Source organism: Sphingomonas sp. URJC2, assembly GCF_059803575.1.
The window spans coordinates 1-18,034 of record NZ_JAPFGX010000020.1 but is presented as its reverse complement, the minus strand read 5'-3'; the positions used below and the strand labels follow the sequence as shown (position 1 = coordinate 18,034).

Annotated in this window: 12 protein-coding genes and 1 tRNA gene; 3 read left to right on the top strand and 10 right to left on the bottom strand. The window is 66.9% G+C overall.

Going from position 1 to position 18,034, the window contains the following annotated elements; all coding sequences use genetic code 11:
- Positions 1–227: 227 nt before the first annotated feature.
- Positions 228–893, bottom strand: coding sequence for a glutathione S-transferase family protein (locus tag OPU66_RS09010; protein ID WP_498553291.1), 666 nt, complete (start codon positions 891–893; stop codon positions 228–230).
- A gap of 50 nt (positions 894–943) precedes the next feature.
- Between OPU66_RS09010 and OPU66_RS09005 the strand changes: the two genes are divergently transcribed.
- Positions 944–1,471 carry a 2'-5' RNA ligase family protein gene (locus OPU66_RS09005; protein ID WP_498553290.1) on the top strand — a complete coding sequence of 176 codons (528 nt, stop codon included), beginning with the start codon at positions 944–946 and terminating at the stop codon, positions 1,469–1,471.
- 6 nt (positions 1,472–1,477) lie between these two features.
- On the opposite strand, the gene OPU66_RS09000 is transcribed toward OPU66_RS09005, so the two are convergent.
- Positions 1,478–2,743, bottom strand: coding sequence for an NAD(P)/FAD-dependent oxidoreductase (locus tag OPU66_RS09000; protein WP_498553289.1), 1,266 nt, complete (start codon positions 2,741–2,743; stop codon positions 1,478–1,480).
- 162 nt (positions 2,744–2,905) lie between these two features.
- Here OPU66_RS09000 and OPU66_RS08995 point away from each other — a divergent pair.
- A tRNA-Met gene (locus OPU66_RS08995) sits at positions 2,906–2,982 on the top strand.
- Between the two features lie 137 nt (positions 2,983–3,119).
- Here OPU66_RS08995 and OPU66_RS08990 read toward each other — a convergent pair.
- Positions 3,120–3,773 (bottom strand): PEPxxWA-CTERM sorting domain-containing protein, encoded by a 654-nt coding sequence (locus tag OPU66_RS08990; RefSeq protein ID WP_498553288.1) that lies wholly within the window; start codon positions 3,771–3,773, stop codon positions 3,120–3,122.
- Positions 3,774–4,445: 672 nt separating this feature from the next.
- Here OPU66_RS08990 and OPU66_RS08985 point away from each other — a divergent pair.
- Complete coding sequence (locus OPU66_RS08985) at positions 4,446–4,919, top strand: hypothetical protein (protein WP_498553287.1); 474 nt, start codon at positions 4,446–4,448, stop codon at positions 4,917–4,919.
- Positions 4,920–5,490: 571 nt separating this feature from the next.
- On the opposite strand, the gene OPU66_RS08980 is transcribed toward OPU66_RS08985, so the two are convergent.
- From OPU66_RS08980 to OPU66_RS08950, 7 genes are all read right to left on the bottom strand, one after another.
- Positions 5,491–6,420 (bottom strand): hypothetical protein, encoded by a 930-nt coding sequence (locus OPU66_RS08980; RefSeq protein WP_498553286.1) that lies wholly within the window; start codon positions 6,418–6,420, stop codon positions 5,491–5,493.
- Positions 6,421–6,463: 43 nt separating this feature from the next.
- Positions 6,464–8,509, bottom strand: coding sequence for a hypothetical protein (locus OPU66_RS08975; protein WP_498553285.1), 2,046 nt, complete (start codon positions 8,507–8,509; stop codon positions 6,464–6,466).
- A gap of 395 nt (positions 8,510–8,904) precedes the next feature.
- Entirely contained in the window at positions 8,905–10,359 is a 1,455-nt protein-coding gene (locus tag OPU66_RS08970; protein ID WP_498553284.1) for an efflux transporter outer membrane subunit, read from the bottom strand.
- Positions 10,356–13,535, bottom strand: a complete 3,180-nt coding sequence (locus OPU66_RS08965) for an efflux RND transporter permease subunit (protein ID WP_498553283.1) — start codon at positions 13,533–13,535, stop codon at positions 10,356–10,358. The genes OPU66_RS08970 and OPU66_RS08965 overlap by 4 nt, the downstream gene beginning before the upstream one ends.
- A gap of 12 nt (positions 13,536–13,547) precedes the next feature.
- Entirely contained in the window at positions 13,548–14,741 is a 1,194-nt protein-coding gene (locus tag OPU66_RS08960; protein WP_498553282.1) for an efflux RND transporter periplasmic adaptor subunit, read from the bottom strand.
- 236 nt (positions 14,742–14,977) lie between these two features.
- Entirely contained in the window at positions 14,978–16,033 is a 1,056-nt protein-coding gene (locus OPU66_RS08955; protein WP_498553281.1) for a DUF2332 domain-containing protein, read from the bottom strand.
- Between the two features lie 73 nt (positions 16,034–16,106).
- Positions 16,107–17,966, bottom strand: coding sequence for a methyl-accepting chemotaxis protein (locus OPU66_RS08950; RefSeq protein WP_498553280.1), 1,860 nt, complete (start codon positions 17,964–17,966; stop codon positions 16,107–16,109).
- Between the last annotated feature and the right edge of the window lie 68 nt (positions 17,967–18,034).

Sequence of the window (18,034 nt, the reverse complement as noted above, 5' to 3'; positions counted from 1 at the left end):
GCGCTGCCGGGTGTTGTGGCTGGGAAGAACGGCACCGGGTGTTTTTGTTAGGGAAGAACGGCGCCGGCCCGCACCCCCACCCGGCCTCCCATAGTACACTGCCGTTGGGAGGCCGGGTGGGGGTGCGGGCCGGTGCCGCCCGTGCGGCGTGAGCCGCACCACAAACAACGCCGCCCCCGCGCCGTGAGGCGCGCAACAGACAAACACCCGCGGCGCAAACTCCCCCCTTACGCCAGGATCGTGCGCGCCCGCTCGACAAAGCGCTGCGCGCCGTCGCCGCTCATGTCGGGGCGCGGCGGCACCTGCATGCCGCGCACCACCGCCGGCCGTTCGCCGATCCGCGCCAGCCAGTCGGCAAGGCGCGGATGATTGGCCAGCGTCAGGCCCGGCCATTCATGCGCGCGCACCCAGGGCCAGCAGGCGATGTCGGCGATGCTGTATTCGTCGCCCGCGAGATACGGGCTGTCAGCCAGCCGCGTTTCCATCACCCCGAACAGCCGGTAGCTTTCGCGCTCATAGCGCTCGATCGCGGCGGGGATATGTTCGGGGAAATAGCGTTTGAAGACGTTGAGCTGCCCCATCATCGGGCCAAGCCCGCCCATCTGCCACATCAGCCACTGGACCGCGCGGCTGCGCCCTTCGGCGTCGGCGGGCAGGAAACGCCCGGTCTTTTCGGCGAGATAGAGCAGGATCGCGCCCGATTCGAACACGGCAAAGCCATTGTCGACAATCGCCGGGATCCGGCCATTGGGGTTGATCGCCAGAAACTCCGGCTGTTTCTGCGCCTGGGAGGACAGGTCGATCACATGCAGACGATATTCAAGCCCGCATTCCTCGAGCATGATCGAGACCTTATGGCCATTGGGGGTGGCGGCGGTGTGAAAATCGATCATTCCTGTCTCCCTGATCCGGTGGCGGCGCGCGGGCGGGGCAGCGCCGGCTTGTGGCGGCCAGTTTGACGCCCGCGCCGATCATTGTCACCGCGCTTCTTGGCCCGGCCGATCAGGCCTTTGCCGATGCGCTGCGGCGGGCGCATTATCCGGCGGCGCGCAACCATGTGCCGGCGCATCTGACGCTGTTTCACCAGCTGCCCCCGGCAAGCGGGCCGGAACTGGCCACGCGGCTGCGCGCGGCGGTGGCGGGGCGGGCACCGCCGCGCGCGCGGATCGCCGGGGTGATGCGGCTGGAGGCGGGGGTGGCGCTGAGCGTCCACAGCGCCGATCTGGCCGCGATCCGCGACGAACTCGCCGACGGGCTGGCGGGCCTGCTCGGCGCGCAGGACCGGGCGGGGTGGCAGCCGCATATCACGATCCAGAACGGCGTCACGGCGCGCGCGGCAAAGGCGCTGTTCACCGCCCTGTCGGCCGATGTGACTGCCCGGCCGCTGCACATAGCCGGGCTGGCGAGCTGGGCGTGGCGCGGCGGGCCGTGGGAGGCGATTGGCAGCTACCGCTTCACCGGGCGCGGCTGACCGGGCTCACCCGGCCTGCGCCAGTTCCTTCAGCGGCCGCGACGCATCGGCAAGATCGCCCGGATCGATCCGCGCTCCGGCGAGCACGAGCGCGCGGCCCTGCACATAATCCTTGGTCGCGTTGACGCAGTCGAGCGCGATCACCCGGCCCGCCTTCAGATAGACGACCGAAAAGCTCGCCGACGCCGGATCGCCGCGCAGCACCGCCGCGTCATGGCCGAGCGACAGGCCGACCGTTTGCAGCTTCAGATCATATTGGTTCGACCAGAACCAGGGCACGGCATCGTACACGGCATCCTCGCCGCAGATGGTGCGCGCGGCGACATTGGCCTGATCATTGGCGTTCTGGACCGATTCGACGCGGATGCGCGCGCCGCCGGCAAAGCGGTTGGCGGCGACCGCGCAGTCGCCAATCGCAAAAATGTCGGCCAGGCTGGTGCGGCAGCGTTCGTCGACGATCACGCCCCCGGCATCGCCGTCAGCGCCGGCCGCAAGCAGCGGTGCGACCTCGGGCACGATGCCGATGCCGACAATCGCCATGTCGGCGTGGATCAGCGCGCCCGGCGCGCCATCCGCGCCTGTCAGGCGCACGCCGGTCATCCGTCCACTCGCCGGATCGGTCTCGATCGCCGCCACGCCGGCACCCAGATGCAGGTCGACGCCATGGGCGCGGTGCTGATCGGCGTAAAAGTCCGACAGCGCCGGGCCGGCGACGCGGGCGAGCAGCCGGTCCTGCGCCTCGAACAGGCTGACCCGCTTGCCGAGCTTGACCAGCACTGCGGCCGCCTCCAGCCCGATATAGCCGCCGCCGATCACGGCGATCCGCTCCGCCTCGCCCAGCCGCGCGACCAGCCGGTCGACATCGGCGCGGGTGCGGATGCAGTGCACATCGGCGCTGTCGCCGCCGGGGCAGGGCAGGGCGCGCGGCCGCCCGCCTGCCGCCCAGATCAGCCGTTCATAGCCGATCACCATGCCCGTATCGGTCGTCACGCAGTGCGCTTCGGCGTCGATGGCGATCACCCGTTCGCCCGGCCGCAGCGTGACGTTGCGTTCCTGCCAGAAGCGTTCGGGGCGGATCAGCAGCCGCTCGAACGGCTTGTCGCCGGCCAGATAATCCTTGGACAGCGGCGGCCGCTCATAGGGCAGCTCCGGCTCGTCGCCGATCACCGTCACCTCGCCGGCAAAGCCCGCCTGACGAAGCATGATCGCCGCCTGCGCGCCGCCATGGCCCGCACCCACGATCACCACCCGGCCCACACCTGCATCGGTCACCTGTCGCCGCTCCCCCTCGCGCCGCCCGGCCTGTCCGGGACACGGTGCCAGAAAGAAGATCGCGGCCCTGCGGTCAAGCAGGCCATGGCGACTGCCAGTTGGCGCGATCTGGCGGTTGACCGGGCGCGCCAGCCCGCCTATAGCGCCGCCTCGCCGAGACGGGGCGGAGTAGCTCAGCTGGTTAGAGCAGCGGAATCATAATCCGCGTGTCGGGGGTTCGAGTCCCTCCTCCGCTACCACGGCGTTTCCACGGATTTTCATGATATTGGCGTGTGGCCCGCCCGGTGCCCGGACCGGCGCACGGGCCGGCCGCACGCAAAAAAAGGCCGCGCCATGATCTGGCGCGGCCCCTTTTGCCGGTTGCGGATGTCCTGGTTCAGGCGAAGGCAATGTTCACCCGGCGACGGCGCATCGCCATGCCGGCAAGGCCGAAGCCGCTGATCATCATCGCCCAGCTGGCCGGTTCCGGGATCGCGTCGGTGAGCGCGGTGCCGAGCTGCAGATCGTCGACCGACGGCCAGAGCGGGTTCGATCCGGTCGGGTTGAACGCGGTCACGACCAGCGAGACGAAGCTGCCCGTGGTGGTGAAGCCGCGAAAGCTGGTCGTGGTCGGGTTCAGGATCACTTCGACGACGCTGCCGGTCGTGTCCGTCGCGGTCAGCGTGATCTGCGACGACGGCGTGAACGCGCCCGAAATGTTCGAGCTGAAGAAGCGCCCGCCAATCGCCGACACCGACGTCGAGAAGTTGCCGAAGGTCATCGGGTTCGTCGCGGTGTTGGTCGACAGGAACCGATTGCCCGACACGCTGCCCGGGAACACCCCGTTCTGGGCACTCACCTGATAGCTGATCGAGCCGGCGGTGCGGTTGAGCGGCGACTGATAGAGGGTTTCGGCCAGATCGTTGAACGTATCGGTCTGGATGCCCGTCGCAGCCGCGGCAAAGCTGGCCGAGGTGGTGTGGATGGTGATCGCCGCGTCGGCACCGGTCGCGAGCGCGACTGACGTTGCCGCAAGCAGGCCTGCTTTCATAAGGTTTTTCATCGTGATAGCCCCTTTCCCCCCAGGGGCGATCCGATCACCCCGGGGCCGCAGAATCATCCTTAATGGATGGTTATGCAAGTCATATGGTGCCGTTATCTGTCCCGTTATGGCACGAATTGGTGGGGGCGTCGCAAATCCCTCGAAACAAGAGTTGGTTAGCTCAGTTGGCGGGGCAAGTTTCGGCTGGGGCTTTTTTCGGCTCTTCAACCATGATCCCAAATATCACTTATGACGCTGCATCCATTTCGACCGGATGACCGGCGACCGCGCGGGCGGGAGCGCGGCTGGCGTCGATAGCTCCTCCTCCCGGCGGTCCAGATTGGCTGTGATGGGGATTCCGGGGACGCGATACTATTGCATGGAGCAGAAGTGAGAGGCGCGAGAGAGCAGGGCGAGGGAGTTCTTGCAGCGATCCAATCGCGCCTGCGTACTGGCAGGCCGCTCGCCGATGCGGAGTGGATCACAGAAGCAGAGCGTGCCATTAACCGCAAGATGGCCCCCGCAAGGCGCGGCCCCAAGCTGAAGGGGGCGTGATGGCCGATGGTGGAGTTAAGTATCGTGTCCCCGAAACTGCTGATTTTATCTTTCTGCAAATGAAAAATCTATAACTGAATTCAATAATGTAGATTAAACAGAATAATAGATTCGGAATAAATCAATATGCAAATAAAAAAGCTTTCAATCGCTTTATCATTATGCGTATTTCCAGTCTTGGCGGCATGTGGAGATGGAATAGACGAGTTCAGGGATTCATGTAAGCGTGACTCGTATATAAAAATAATCGATCAAGCTGGCTGGAGTGAATATTTGTCAGATATGAAGGAGGGGTTCGATAGAAATGCAGGGCCGAAAGAAATAATAAAGATAGTGCCGACGGAAAAATTCTCTCTAAGAAACGACTCCATAAAAGCACAGCGATTATCAGAAAAAACAAGTAGAATATATAAAAACAACTTCTTTATAAGGCGCAGGTCGGATGAATCGCTGGTCGCGGAAGTAGGAAATAACTCGATTACTTTGTTTACAATATTGCGTTATATGTACAAAGACTGTATTTTTGATTTCCCAGAAAACTATATCGTATATTTAGGCGGCGAACATGAAAAAGGTTCTGAGAGTGATCAGCGAAAATAACGGTTCGAGATATTTCTGACAAGCGCAAGAATATTTTGAGTCTCTTATCAATCTAGTTTATTTCGAATTGGCGAAACGATTCAAATAATCGCAGAATGTACTGATTTTAACTTAGAAAAGTTTAACGCTTTTAACCGCGGGGGGCAGCGCAGTAAATTGACATTTCGGCCCTGCGATGCGCCGGTGCGGCAATGGCTCGGCTCGCTCGCTTTGGAGTGGCTGGCATTCCGCATCATGTGACGCAGCGGGGCAATATGTTGCCGGGCCGTTGCGCGCCGGAGAGGGCGAGGCCATGTTCGGACGACTGCTCCGTTCGGAATATACAGGGCGTCCGCTGGGTGACAGCGCATTTCTCGATCAGGTGGAGGCATTGCTTGGCCGCGACCCAAAGCCGGACAGGCCAATGCCGGTCGACCGGGATCGGGTGGAAGGTCAAGGGCATGGACGCCATCGCCCGCAGGCGACGGCGCGGAACGCCGATCGGGCGGCACAGCCGATGTGCCGCCCGATCGCCGGGGGGCGGGGTGTCGTCCCCCGGGTGCGGTGCCGGAACCGGCGCGGTCCCCCCGGATCAGGCCGCGCTGACCGGGCTGGTCGCCACCCGCTGGGTCGCATTGCCGAAGGTGAGTTTCACCATCTGCGCTGCCCATTGGCCGAGCGCCGTGCGCCCCTCGGCTTGCCACTGATCGGCGGGCAGGGTGGTGGTGGCGGCAACGCTGTTCCACGCGGTTGACAGGGTATTGAGCGCAGTCAGCGTCGCTGCCGCCTGATCGGTCACGGCCTTCAGCTGCTTGCAGCAATGGGTGATCTGGGCAAGGTCGGTGCTCGCCTGATCGAGTGCGGCCCACGCATCTTCAAGCTGGCCGAGCGTTTCGACGATCCCACCGGTCAGCGCCAGCTCGTCGATCGCCGTCGTGCCGAGCTTGATGACGCCTTCGATCAGCTGGGTCGTGTCCTCGCCCTCGGAGCCGACCGCGATGGCGACATCCACGGCGGTCGACACGATTTCGGTCGCGCTGTCGAGCGCGTCCTGGGTCAGCTTGTCCTCCTGCGCGTTGAACTGGTCCTGCAACTGCGCGACCAGCGCCGCATAGGCATCGACCTTGGCCTGATCGGCCCCCTGGATCGCGGCGGCGATATCCTCAAGCTGCTGGAGGATCGGCTGGGCGTTGGCGATCAGATTGGCGATGTCGTTGCACTGGGCGACGGCGATCGGGATGTCATCGTCGTAAAGCAGGCCGTTGATCACCTCCTCATCGGCCAGATTGCTGTGATAAAGAGTGTTCACCTCCTCGGCGGCGGCGACCACCCCGGTGTTGACCAGCCCTAACCAGAACTGGGTCCACAGCTCTTCCTGCCAGTCGACAAAGCTGGTGACGAGCGGACCATATTGCCCCTGGCTGGTGATCACCGGCGGCAGGCTGGCATTGGTGGCGGCGCGCAGATAGGTCTGGGCGGTCATGACCGATTGCAGGATCGGGATCACGGGCAGCGGGGCCATGGCGGTTCCTTTCACGGTTTGCGGGGGGTGGCAGCCGGCCGGTTCAGGACGGCAGCGCCGGCAGCAGCTGCCAGCTGTTGGTGGCAAGCGCGGTCAGCACCCAGATGTTGCCGGTGTTGTCGGTCGCATAGACAATGCCCCCGTCGCTGACGGCGACGCCGACCACAGAGGAGCGCAGCTTGGTGCAGACCGGGCTCTGCCCGGCGACATAGGCGACATGCCACAGGTTGAGGCTGGCATCGGTGACATACTGGTCGCCGGTCGGGGCCTGGGCGAGCAGGCTCACCCCGGTCATCATCGCCTGGGGGGCAGGGCTGGTCGCGGTCGTGTCGACCACCCAGCCATTGCCGCCGGTGTCGACAAGGCCGAGCCAGCCGCCATTGGCGTCCATCGCCGCATAGGTGGCGGTGCCGATCTGCACCCAGCTGCCGCTGCCCGCCGACCACAGGCCGCGGCCATTATTGGCGATGGCGAACAGCGTGCCGTTGGAGCCGGCAATATCGCCGGGCGCGTCGCTGTTGGGCATTTTGCCGACCGCGCTCCACGACGTGCCGTTGAGCTTATAGGCCTGCCGGTCGGACATCGTCTGGTTGATCGCCCACAGATTGCCCTGGCTGTCGGTCGCGATCTGCGCGGCGGTGAAGGTCGACAGGTTGGTCCAGGCCCCGTTCGCATAGGATTTGACCTGAAAGCTCTGGCCATAGGGGGTGGGCTGGATCTGCGAGCCGTCGGCGGGCGCGCCGTCGATGCCGAACACCCCACCGCTGCCGGAGACGACCGACAGGCTTGCCCCGGGCAGCTCAGTCCAGCTGTTGCCGCCGGTCTGATATTGGTAGACGGCGCCCGAGTTGCTGACGAGATAGGCGCTGTTGCCGGTCGCCGACAGGTTGGTCGGGTTGGCAAGCTGGATCGATCCCGGCCAGATATAGGCGGTGATCCCGCTCAGGAATGCGGCGGCGGCGACCACTTCATTCCATTCGGTCAGCGCATCAGCGATATCGTCCTGGTTGAGATCGTTCAGCGCGGCCTGCATCTCGTCGCCCAGTGTCGAGCACAGCTGGATCAGCGTGTTCAGTTCCTGCTGGGCGGCGCTGTTCATGTTGGCCGCGGCCTGCGCGCTCTGGGCGAAGGCGGCGACCGTCTGGGCGGCCGTGCGGTCGGTATCGATGGTCGCGGTGTCGTTCTTGATCTTCTGGGTCAGGATCGCGATCTCGCCCTTCAGCGCCTCGATCTCGGCAATCGCGAAATAGGCCCCGGCCGCACCGCCCGCGATCATGATCCAGCCGAACGGATTCCAGAAGTTGAACAGCCCGATAATGCCGACGACGATCGCCGCGCCGGCAGCAAAGCCCAGCCCGACGATCTTGGAGTTATCGCTGCTGATCGTCGCGTTGGCGTTGGCAATGTCCTGATTGAGCGCGTTGATCTCGTTCTGATAGGCGGTCTGCAATTGCTGGAGCACGCCCGTCGATGCGGCAGTGGTCAGCGTCGACGCGGCATTGCCCAGATTGGTCGACAGCGTGCCGATCTGCGTCTTGAGGCTGGCGAGCGGCGCGATCTCCACACCGACCAGATTTTTGGCCTCGGCCAGCGCGGACTGCCATTGCTGCGATCCGGCCGGCAGCGTCTGCAGCAGGGTGAACTGGCCCTGCACGGTGGTGTTGATGCCGCCGATCGTGCCGGCCACCGACACCAGATTGGAAAAGATGCTGGCCCCGCTGCCCGGCGAGGTCGCGATCCAGGCCATTGCCTGACCCTGCAGCGCGGCCAGCTGTTCAACAAAGCTCTGCCAGGCGGATTGCAGCTGCTGGACGGTGATCCCATGGGTGCCGGGCGGCGGCGCGGCAAAGGTGATCGCCGGCGCGGCGAGCGCGGTGAGCGCGTTCACATAGGTGCTGGTGGCGATGATCTGGATCGTTGCGATCGACGACTGCACCGACAGGTCGAGCGCGAGCGCCCCCAGCCGGGTGCGGGGCACGATCTTGGCCAGCGGGTGATCGGTGCCGGCGAGATTGATCCGGCGGCCGGGCGCGATGAGGACCGAACGGTTCAGATGCGGCGCATTCGTATTGCTGTATTGCAAGGCCATGACCACCCCCTCCGCAAGGGTGTCGTTGCACGCCTTGCAGTCAAAATTGCTTTGAGTCTGTTTTCAGACAAGGTCTAATATCCGAAATGATATTGTTCAGGTCGATAGCTGAATCGAAACGGATACCGTAAACATGATCCATAACGAATATTTCATCGTCCAAACCCGATCCGAGCGCTTTTTCCTGCCCGACCGGGCGGGCGATTGGCGTGGACGGGACGCGGGGTGCAAAACCGCCCCGGACGGACGGGAGAGGCTGGCCGCGTAGCCATGAAGGCGCGCCCCGCGCCGGCATCCGCCAGGCCGAGAGCAGTGTCGCGCGGGGGGTGAGCCACCCGGCGGCCCGGCACATGTGCCGGTTGCGGTCTGGAGGGGACTTCCCGGCCCCCTGCGCTTTACGGTTTGGCCGGGGCTTCCCAGCCCCCACCCAAAGCCTTGAACAAGGCGATCTGCGCCTCGGCACGGTCGGCTTCGGCCTGAGCCAGCGCCGCGCGCGCGGTGGCGCGCTGGCGTTCGGCATCGAGCAATTGCAGGAAGCTGTCGGCCCCGGCCCGGTAGCGCAGCTCTGACAGGCGCGCCGCCTCGGCCGTCGCGGCGTTGGCGCGGGCGAGCGCCGCCTCGCGGTCGAGCGCGCCGCCCAGCCGTGCGAGCGCCTGTTCGGCCTCCTGCAACGCCTTGAGCACCGTGCCGTCGAACGCGGCAAGGCTCGCCTCCGCCCCGGCCCGCGCCTGACGCACCCGCGCCCGGCCGGCACCGTTCAGGGGAAAGGACCAGCTGATCAGCGGGCCGAGCGAATAGCCAAAGCTGGCCGAGCGGCCGAGATCGCCGATCTGCGGTGAGCCGAGCAGCGCCTGCCCGCCCAGCGAGATTGACGGATAAAGCGCGGCGGTCGCCACGCCGATCCGCGCCGTGTCGCCGGCCAGCGTGCGTTCGGCGGCGCGCACATCGGGCCGCCGCGCGATCAGCGCCTGACCGTCGCCGACCGGGATCGGCCGGGCGATGCGGGGCAGGGTGCGGCACTGCGCCGCGGCCATGTCCGCCGCCTCGGGCGCGTCGCCGGTCAGATAGGCGAGCGCATAGAGCGCGGCGCGCCGCTCCGCCTCCAGCCGGGGCAATTCGGCCTCGGTCTGCGCCTTGAGCGCTTCGGCCTGCGCCAGATCGCGCCGCGTGCTGCGCCCGCCCTCGACCAGCCGGCGGGTCAGGTCGAAGCTCTGGTCCTGCAGCCGCACCGTCTCGCGCGCGACATCGGCCTGCACCGCATAGGCGCAGGCAAGCACATAGGCGCGCGCCGTCTCCGCCGCCACGGTGACGCGCGCGGCATCGACCTGCGCCTGCGCGGCACCGGCATCGGCGCGCGCGGCCTCGACCGCCCGGCTGACGCCGCCGAACAGGTCGATCTCATAGCTCGAATCGAACGTCGTCGAATAGAAATCGGTGGTCAGCACCGGAAAGCCGCCAACGGCGTTGAACACCTGCCCGCCAAAGCGCTGGCGCACATATTGGGCATTGACCCCGGTGGTCGGCAGCTGGCCGGCGCGCGCCTCGCTCAGCAGGGCGCGGGCGCGTTGCAGATTGGCGCTCGCCTGGCGCAGGTCGGTGTTGCGTTCAAGCGCGCGCGCGACCAGCCGGTTGAGCTCGGCATCGTCGAACAGCTGCCACCACTGCGCCGGCAGCGGGCTGGGCGTGACCGCGGCCAGATCGGCCTCGCGCAGCCGGGGGGCGGGCCCGCCGGGCAGGGACGGGGCCGTGTAATCCGGCCCGGCCGCGCAGCCGGCGAGCAACGCTGCCGGCAGCAGGCTGGCCAGCCAGCGGCGGCGAACGGGCTTGGTGGTGATGCGCGGTCCGGTCATGCCCCGGTCTCCCCGGTGGCCGCAGGTGCAGCGGGCGCGCCGCGCCGCAGCCTTGTCGCCGCCCAGTCGCCGAAGCGGCGGCTGATGACATAGAAAGCCGGGGTGAAGATCAGCCCGAACAGCGTCACCCCCAGCATCCCGAAGAACACCGCGACGCCCAGCGCCTGACGCATTTCCGCGCCCGGCCCGGTGCCGATGACGAGCGGCAGCACGCCGAGGATGAAAGCGATCGAGGTCATCAGGATCGGCCGCAGGCGCAGCGCCGCCGCCGCCTTTGCCGCGTCGCGCAGCTCCATGCCATGATCCTCATTCTGCTTGGCGAATTCGACGATCAGGATGGCGTTCTTGGCGGCAAGGCCGATCAGCACCACCAGCCCGATCTGGGTCAGGATGTTGTTGTCCATCCCCATCGCGTTGACGCCCAGCATCGCCGCCAGCAGGCACATCGGCACGATCAGGATGACGGCGAGCGGCAGGATCAGGCTTTCATATTGCGCGGCGAGCAGCAGGAACACGAACACCACGGCAAGGCCAAAGGCGATCAGCCCGGTATTGCCCGCCTGTTTCTGTTCGAACGCCAGCTCGGTCCAGTCATAGGCAAAGCCCTGAGGCAGGTTGGCCGCCGCCAGCGCCTCCATCGTCTCCAGCGACTGGCCGCTCGAGAAACCGGGCAGGGTGTTTCCCTGCAGCTCGGCCGCCGGATAGAGGTTGTAGCGCACGACGCGGTAAGGCCCGCTGTCATTGGCCAGCGACATGACCGAGCCGAGCGGCACCATCTGGCCGGTGTCGGAGCGGGTGCGCAGCTGCAAAATGTCGGCCACGCTGTCGCGATAGGGGGCATCGGCCTGCGCCGTCACGCGGAAGGTGCGGCCGAGAAAGTTGAAATCGTTGATATAGGTCGAGCCGAGATAGGTGCCGAGCGTTGCGAACACGCTTTCGACCGGCACTCCCAGCTGTTCGGCGCGTTCGCGGTCGACATCGGCGAACAGGCGCGGCGTGCGGGTGTTGAAGGTGGTGAAGGCACCGACAATGCCCGGGGCCTGATTGGCCGCCATCATCATCTGGAAGGTCACGCCCTCAAGCGCGCGCAGCCCGGCGCCGCCGCGATCCTCGATCATCATCTTGAAGCCGCCGCCGGTGCCGATGCCCGACACAGGGGGCGGCGGGATGACGAAGATGCTGCCGGCGGTGATCGCGCTCAGCGCGCCGTTCAACTCGCCCAGCACCTGATCGGCCCCGGCGCGCTGGTCATGTGGCTTCATCGACACGAACATGGCGGCGGCATTGGGCGCGCTCGAAAATGTCGCCCCGTCGAACCCGGCAAAGGCCACGGTGCGCGCGGTGGCGGGATTGCGCAGCGCGATCCGCTGCGCTTCTTCCAGCACCTCGGTCGTACGTTCCAGCGACGCGCCCGGCGGCATTTGGATGACTGCGATCAGATAGCCCTGATCCTGTGACGGGATGAAGCCGGTGGGCGTCGCGGCAAAGCGCCAGCCGGCAAGCCCGATCAGACAGGCATAGGCGATGCCGACAATCGCCAGCGCGCGCACCGCCCGCGCGGTGAAGCGGCCATAACGGTCCGACAGCCGGTCGAACCCGCGGTTGAACCCGCGCGCGAACCGCCCCGGTGCGCCGCGCCAGCCGGGGACCGGCTCCGCGTCATGGCGCGGGCGCAGCACCAGCGCCGCCATTGCCGGCGACAGGGTGAGCGAGACAAAGGCGGAAATCGCCGTCGCGCTCATGATCGTCAGCGCGAACTGCTTGTAGAACTGGCCCGAAATGCCGGGGATGAAGCTGGTCGGCAGGAACACCCCGATCAGCACCAGCGCGATCGCGATCAGCGCGCCCGACACCTCGTCCATCGTCTTGTGCGCGGCCGCGCGCGGCGACAGCCCCTCCTGCTCCATCAGCCGCTCAACATTTTCGACGACGACGATGGCGTCGTCGACGACGATGCCGATCGCCAGCACCATGCCGAACAGCGACAGGTTGTTGAGGCTGAAGCCAAAGGCGGCGAGCACGGCCAGCGACCCGATCAGCGACACCGGAATGGCGATGATCGGGATGATCGCCGCGCGCCAGCTTTGCAGGAACAGCAGCACCACCAGCGCGACCAGCACCACCGCCTCGAACAGCGTGTCCGTGACCGCCGCGATCGACGCATCGATATATTCGGTCGGGTTATAGGGGATGGTGTAGCTCATCCCCGGCGGAAAGCCCTTGGCCGCCGAATCCAGCTCCGCCTTGACGGCGGCGGCGGTGGCGAGCGCGTTCGACCCCGGCAGCTGCGAGATCGCGATGGCGACCGTGGGGCTGCCCGACAGATAGGCGTTGATGCTGTAATCCTGCGCGCCCAGCTCGATCCGCGCGACGTCGCGCAGCCGGATCAGCCGCCCGTCATCGAACCGGCGGACGATCACCTGGCCGAACTCTTCGGGGCTGGACAGCCGGCCGCGCGCCTGCAGGTTGAGCTGGAACGCCGTGCCGCCCTTGTTGAACGGCGGCTGGCCGACGCCGCCGGCGGCGACCTGCGCATTCTGCGCGCGGATCGCGGCGACGATTTCGCCGACCGTCAGGTCATGGGTCGCCGCCCGGTCGGGGTCGATCCACACCCGCATATTGTAATCGCGCCCGCCGAACAGCCGCACGCTGCCGACGCCGGTGACGCGGCTCAGCCGGTCGATCAGCTGAAGCGTCGCATAATTCGACAGATATTGCTGGTCGAGCGAGCGGTCGGGCGAGATGAGCGTCGCGACCAGCAGCAGGTCGGGCGCGTTCTTGCGCACGGTGACGCCGATCTGGCGCACCTCCTCGGGCAGGCGCGGCTCGGCCGTCGCCACCCGGTTCTGCACCAGCACCTGCGCCTGATCGACATCGGTGCCCTGCGCGAAGGTGACGGTGATCGCGACATTGCCGTCCCCGGTCGAGGAGGACGACATGTAGATCATGTTTTCAACGCCGTTGATCTGCTCCTCAAGCGGGGCAGCCACGGTTTCGGCGAGGGTTTCGGCCGATGCGCCCGGAAAGCTGGCCGACACGACGACGGTCGGCGGCGCGATGTCGGGATATTGGGCGACCGGCAGGGTCGGATAGGCGACCATGCCGACAATGACGATCAGGATCGACAGCACCGCCGCGAAGATCGGCCGGTCGATGAAGAAATGGGGAAAGCGCATCGCCGGCCCCCGTCAGCGTGCCGTGGCTTCGGCGGGCGGCGGCGTCGTGATCGGCGTGGCGACCGGCGCGTCATCGGCCGCGCGCGGCTTGATCGCCGTCAGCTTGGGCTTGACCGCCGTGCCCGGCTGAAGCCGCGCCAGCCCGTCCAGCACCACCCGGTCGGTCGGGGCGAGCCCCGTGCGGATCACGCGCAGCCCTTCGACCATCGGCCCGGTCTCGACCAGCCGGGGGGCGACCTTGCCGTCGCGGCCGACGACATAGACCAGCCGCCGCGTCTGATCGGTCACCACCGCTTCGTCGGGGACGAGCATCGCCTTGTAGGTGCCCGACCCGAGCAGCCGGGCGCGGCCGAACATGCCGGGCACCAGAAAACCGTCGGGATTGGCGACTTCGGCATGGGCGCGGATCGTGCCCGAACGCGGATCGATGGCATTGTCGACGAACACCATCCGCCCGCGCCAGCGATAGCCGCTTTCATCGGCCAGCTGGATCTCGACCGGATTGGGCGCATAGCGCGACGAGCGCCGCTCGCCATTTTTGTCCTGCCGGACATATTTGAGGTAAAAGCTTTCCGCCCCGTCGAACGTGAACCAGATCGGGTTGGTCGATACGATGCGGGTCAGCAGCGTCTGCCCGGCGACCACATAATCGCCGATCGCCACCCGCTTGTCCGACACGCGGCCGCCAATGGGCGCGCGCACGGTGGTGAATTCCATGTCCAGCCGCCGCGCCTGCACCTGCGCGCGCGCCGCCGCCAGCCCGGCATCGCCGGCACGCGCGGCGGCGAGCTTCTGGTCATATTCCTCGCGGCTGATCGCCTGCTGGTCGAGCAGCTGGCGCGCGCGCGCCAGTTCGGCGGCGGCATTGGCGCGCGTCGCCTCGGCCCGTGCGGCCTCGGCCTCGGCCTGGGCGAGCGCGGCGCGATAGGGGCGGGGGTCGATTTCAAACAGCATCGCGCCCTGGCCGATTTCGACGCCTTCGCGAAAGCCGATGCGCGTCACCTGGCCCGACACGCGCGGCACCACGTTCACATCCTGAATGGCCTCGAACCGGCCGACATAATCGTCCCAGTCGATGACCTCGCGGGTCAGCGGCGCGGCGACCGCGACGGTCATCGGCGGCGGCGGCGGGGGCGCGCCGCCCGAACAGGCGGCGGCAAGCGCGGCCAGCCCGAGGGCAAGGGAGCGGGGAAGGGGGCTGTGCATGTGCCGTTTACCTCATCACCGACTGCGGCCGTTCAACCTGCATTCGCCGGAAAGCCACCGGCCCGGTCGAAACGGCGCAGCCACGGCGCGTGAGACTCACGCGCCGATCAAAGTTTCAAAGAGAAACTGATCGAGATCATTCCATTTGTCAATGACAAGGTGATGACGCGAATTGCAATCCTTTGCAACCCGCGCAAGGCCGGGGGCTGACGACAGATCCGGCCGGGCCAGGCGTATCAGGCCCGGCCCTGCTCCTCATTCCATTCGACCCAGTCGCCATAAGGGTGGCATTTGGCCAGCACCCGCTTTTCGCCATCGGGCCAGCTGGTGAGCGTCAGCAGCACCTCGGTGCGCGGCGGCGTCCATTCAAAGCTGATCCAGCAGAGCGGGCGCGACGCGGTCGCCCGCGCCCCGGCTTCGGCGATCATCGCCGTCACCTGCGCGCGCTCCTCGGCGGTCAGATATTGCAGCACCATCGAATGGATGACCGCGCGGCACACGCCCTCGGCCTGGGGGCGGGCGAGGCGGTCGGCCAGCCAGGGCACGGCATGGCCCTGATGGACGACCGGCGGGTGGCAGCAGGCCAGCGCCAGCGCCTGTTGCAGCCGGTGCGAGCGTTTGCGCTGATCGGCCCAGATAAAGGCCAGCAGCCGCTCGCGCGTCGCCTCGTCGCCGGGATCGAGCGGATTGAGGTCGACACCCTCGGCGCGCACGACCTGAAGCGGGGCGACACTTGGCGCAGGGCCGTGCCAGACCGGCGCGATCTGCACGCGCGAATCCGCCACTCCGGCGGGCGCGCCACCCAGATTATAGCCATAGCGGGCAAGGTTGAGGTTGAGGCCGCAGCTGGACCCCAGTTCGAGCAGCTCGAACGGCATGCCGGTGCGGCCGCTGACCTGCATCAGCGCGGCGGCGACGGCGGCAGCGCGGCCGACCTCGTTGGTCTGGGGCACGTTCATCATCCATTTCTGGATGAACTCGTCCGCCAGGGTCAGCGCGGCGGCGATCGCCCGGTCATAATCCTCATGCTCGCCGCGATACAGCGCTGTCAGAACAGGAATGGTATCGCGCCGGGCAAGGGCGTGGAGCGCGGCGTTGAGCCGCATCGCCATGGCCGCGGCCGACGGGTCGCCCGGCCAGGTGCGGACCATTTCGGCGGTCCGCGGGGCGCGGTGAAGCTGCCGTTCGGCGGCTTCCAGAACTTCGGCGACGAAGAAAGATCCGAGCTGCCGGGCAATACGCGCCTGGCGCCACAGCTCTCCGGCTTCGACGGCCGGGACCATGATTGTCATAAAATCCTCTCAGCCGGAACAGGCCGGCCGGTTTCCGGCGCTGCGGCAAAAACATCGCCGCAGCGCCGGGACATCAGAAGTTGGTCCAGTCGTCGTCGGCGGTCGCCGCCGCCGGGCGGGACAGCGCCCGCACGGCCGCCGCAGGCAGCGGCCGGGTCGGTGCCGTCGTGTTCAGCACCGGGCTGCGCATCCGCGCGGCAGCACCCAGCTGGTCGCTGATCTTGAACCGCAGCGCCTGTTCGGACAGGGCGTCGACCTCGCTCGCCAGGTTGCGCGCGGCCGCCGAGGTTTCCTCGACCATCGCCGCATTCTGCTGGGTCGACTGGTCCATCGAGCCGATGGCGGTGCTGATCTCGCTGATCGCGGCGGCCTGGGCCTGGTTGTCATTGGCCATGCCGGCGAGCAGCTGGTGCACTTCGCCCACATCGGTCGAGATGTCAGCGAGCGCCGTGTCCACGCGGTGGATCGCCTCGACGGCCGCGCCGATATCGGTCTGGGTCGAGGTGAGCTGGTCGCGGGCGCGGGCGGCTTCTTCTTCCGAGCGCATGGCGAGGGCGGAGACGAGGTCGGCGACGACCGCGAAGCCGCGGCCCGCCTCGCCGGCGCGGCCGGCCTCGACCGCCGCGTTCATCGCGAGAACGCGGGTCTGGAAGGCGATCTTGTCCAGGCCTTCGATGACGCTGTCGATGCCCTTGGCGCTGTCGGCAACGCGGGTCATCGCCTGCACCGCCTGGTCGGCGGTCGAGCGGCCGCCGCTGACCGTGGCGATGGCACCGTCGGCGCGTTCGACCGTGCGGCGCGCGGCCTCGGCGGTCGCCTTCAGGCGCTGGTCCATTTCGGCCACGGCAGCCGAGGTTTCCTCAAGGCTTGCGGCATTGGCTTCGGTGCGGCGCGCCAGATCTTCCGACGCCTGGGCGATTTCGCCCGAGCCGGTGCGGATCGACGCGGTGGTCTGGCTGACCGACGCGATCAGGTCGCGCAGTGCCGAGACGGCGGCGTTGAAGTTGGTCTTGACCGCGGCATAGCTGCCCGGGAAATCGGCGTCGATCTGCACGGTCAGGTCGCCACCGGCAAGGGCGGAGAGCTGGCCCGAAACGGTGTCGACGACCAGCTTCTGCACGGCCTCCGCCTCGGCGGCGGCGGCATCGGCCTTCTGCTTGGCAACCGCGGCGTCGCGGAACACCAGCACGGCGCGCGCCATGTTGCCCAGCTCGTCGCCACGGTCGGTGTCGGGCACGCTGATGTCGTTGCGGCCGGCGGCCAGATCGCCCATCACGCGGGTCAGGTCGGTGATCGGCTTGGCGATCGCGCGGCTCAGCATGACGGCAAGCGCGATGGCGATGCCGATCAGCGCAAGGCCGCCGAGCACGAGCGCGGTGGTGGCGGAGCTGATCGCGCCTTCCTGCAGTTCGCCATTCTTCTTGCTCAGCTCGACCTGCGCCTCGCGGATGTCGCGCAGCGGCAGCACGGCGTTGGTGACGAGCACCGCCTTGCCGGCCGCACGGGTTTCTTCCTGCGCGCGGTCGCGCTGGCCGGACTTGACCATGCGGATCAGCCGGTCGCCCCATTTTTCGCGCCAGGCGAGGGTTTCTTCGCGCGACTTGAGCAGCGCCGTGCGGTGCGCGGCTTCGGTCAGCGTCTTTTCGAGTTCGGCCGAAGTCCGGTCATATTCCTCCCGGCCTTCGTCATAGGATTTCAGATAGCTCTCGTCCCCGGTGACCAGAAAGCCGCGCAGCTGGCTGTTCTGGCGCAGCAAAGCCGTCTCCAGCGCCAGCGCCTGGGCATGGATCGACTGGCTTTGGTTGTTCTGGTCGGTCGTCGACCGGATCATGGAGATGTTCGCGAAGAACACCGCCATCATGATGGCTGCGGACACGCAGATCAGCATGAACGACAGGCCCAGTTTTCTGGGAAGGCTCAGGGACTTCAGCATCTTGGCGCTCTCATCGGTGTTTCATGGGGGCGGCCGTTCCGGCCGGGGCGGGGTGCCCCGGCCGGAAC

Coding starts and splice junctions, on each gene's coding strand:
- OPU66_RS09010 (WP_498553291.1), bottom strand. CDS start 893: ATGATCGATTTTCACACCGCCGCCACCCCCAATGGCCATAAGGTCTCG.
- OPU66_RS08990 (WP_498553288.1), bottom strand. CDS start 3,773: ATGAAAGCAGGCCTGCTTGCGGCAACGTCAGTCGCGCTCGCGACCGGT.
- OPU66_RS08985 (WP_498553287.1), top strand. CDS start 4,446: ATGCAAATAAAAAAGCTTTCAATCGCTTTATCATTATGCGTATTTCCA.
- OPU66_RS08980 (WP_498553286.1), bottom strand. CDS start 6,420: ATGGCCCCGCTGCCCGTGATCCCGATCCTGCAATCGGTCATGACCGCC.
- OPU66_RS08975 (WP_498553285.1), bottom strand. CDS start 8,509: ATGGCCTTGCAATACAGCAATACGAATGCGCCGCATCTGAACCGTTCG.
- OPU66_RS08970 (WP_498553284.1), bottom strand. CDS start 10,359: ATGACCGGACCGCGCATCACCACCAAGCCCGTTCGCCGCCGCTGGCTG.
- OPU66_RS08965 (WP_498553283.1), bottom strand. CDS start 13,535: ATGCGCTTTCCCCATTTCTTCATCGACCGGCCGATCTTCGCGGCGGTG.
- OPU66_RS08960 (WP_498553282.1), bottom strand. CDS start 14,741: ATGCACAGCCCCCTTCCCCGCTCCCTTGCCCTCGGGCTGGCCGCGCTT.
- OPU66_RS08955 (WP_498553281.1), bottom strand. CDS start 16,033: ATGACAATCATGGTCCCGGCCGTCGAAGCCGGAGAGCTGTGGCGCCAG.
- OPU66_RS08950 (WP_498553280.1), bottom strand. CDS start 17,966: ATGCTGAAGTCCCTGAGCCTTCCCAGAAAACTGGGCCTGTCGTTCATG.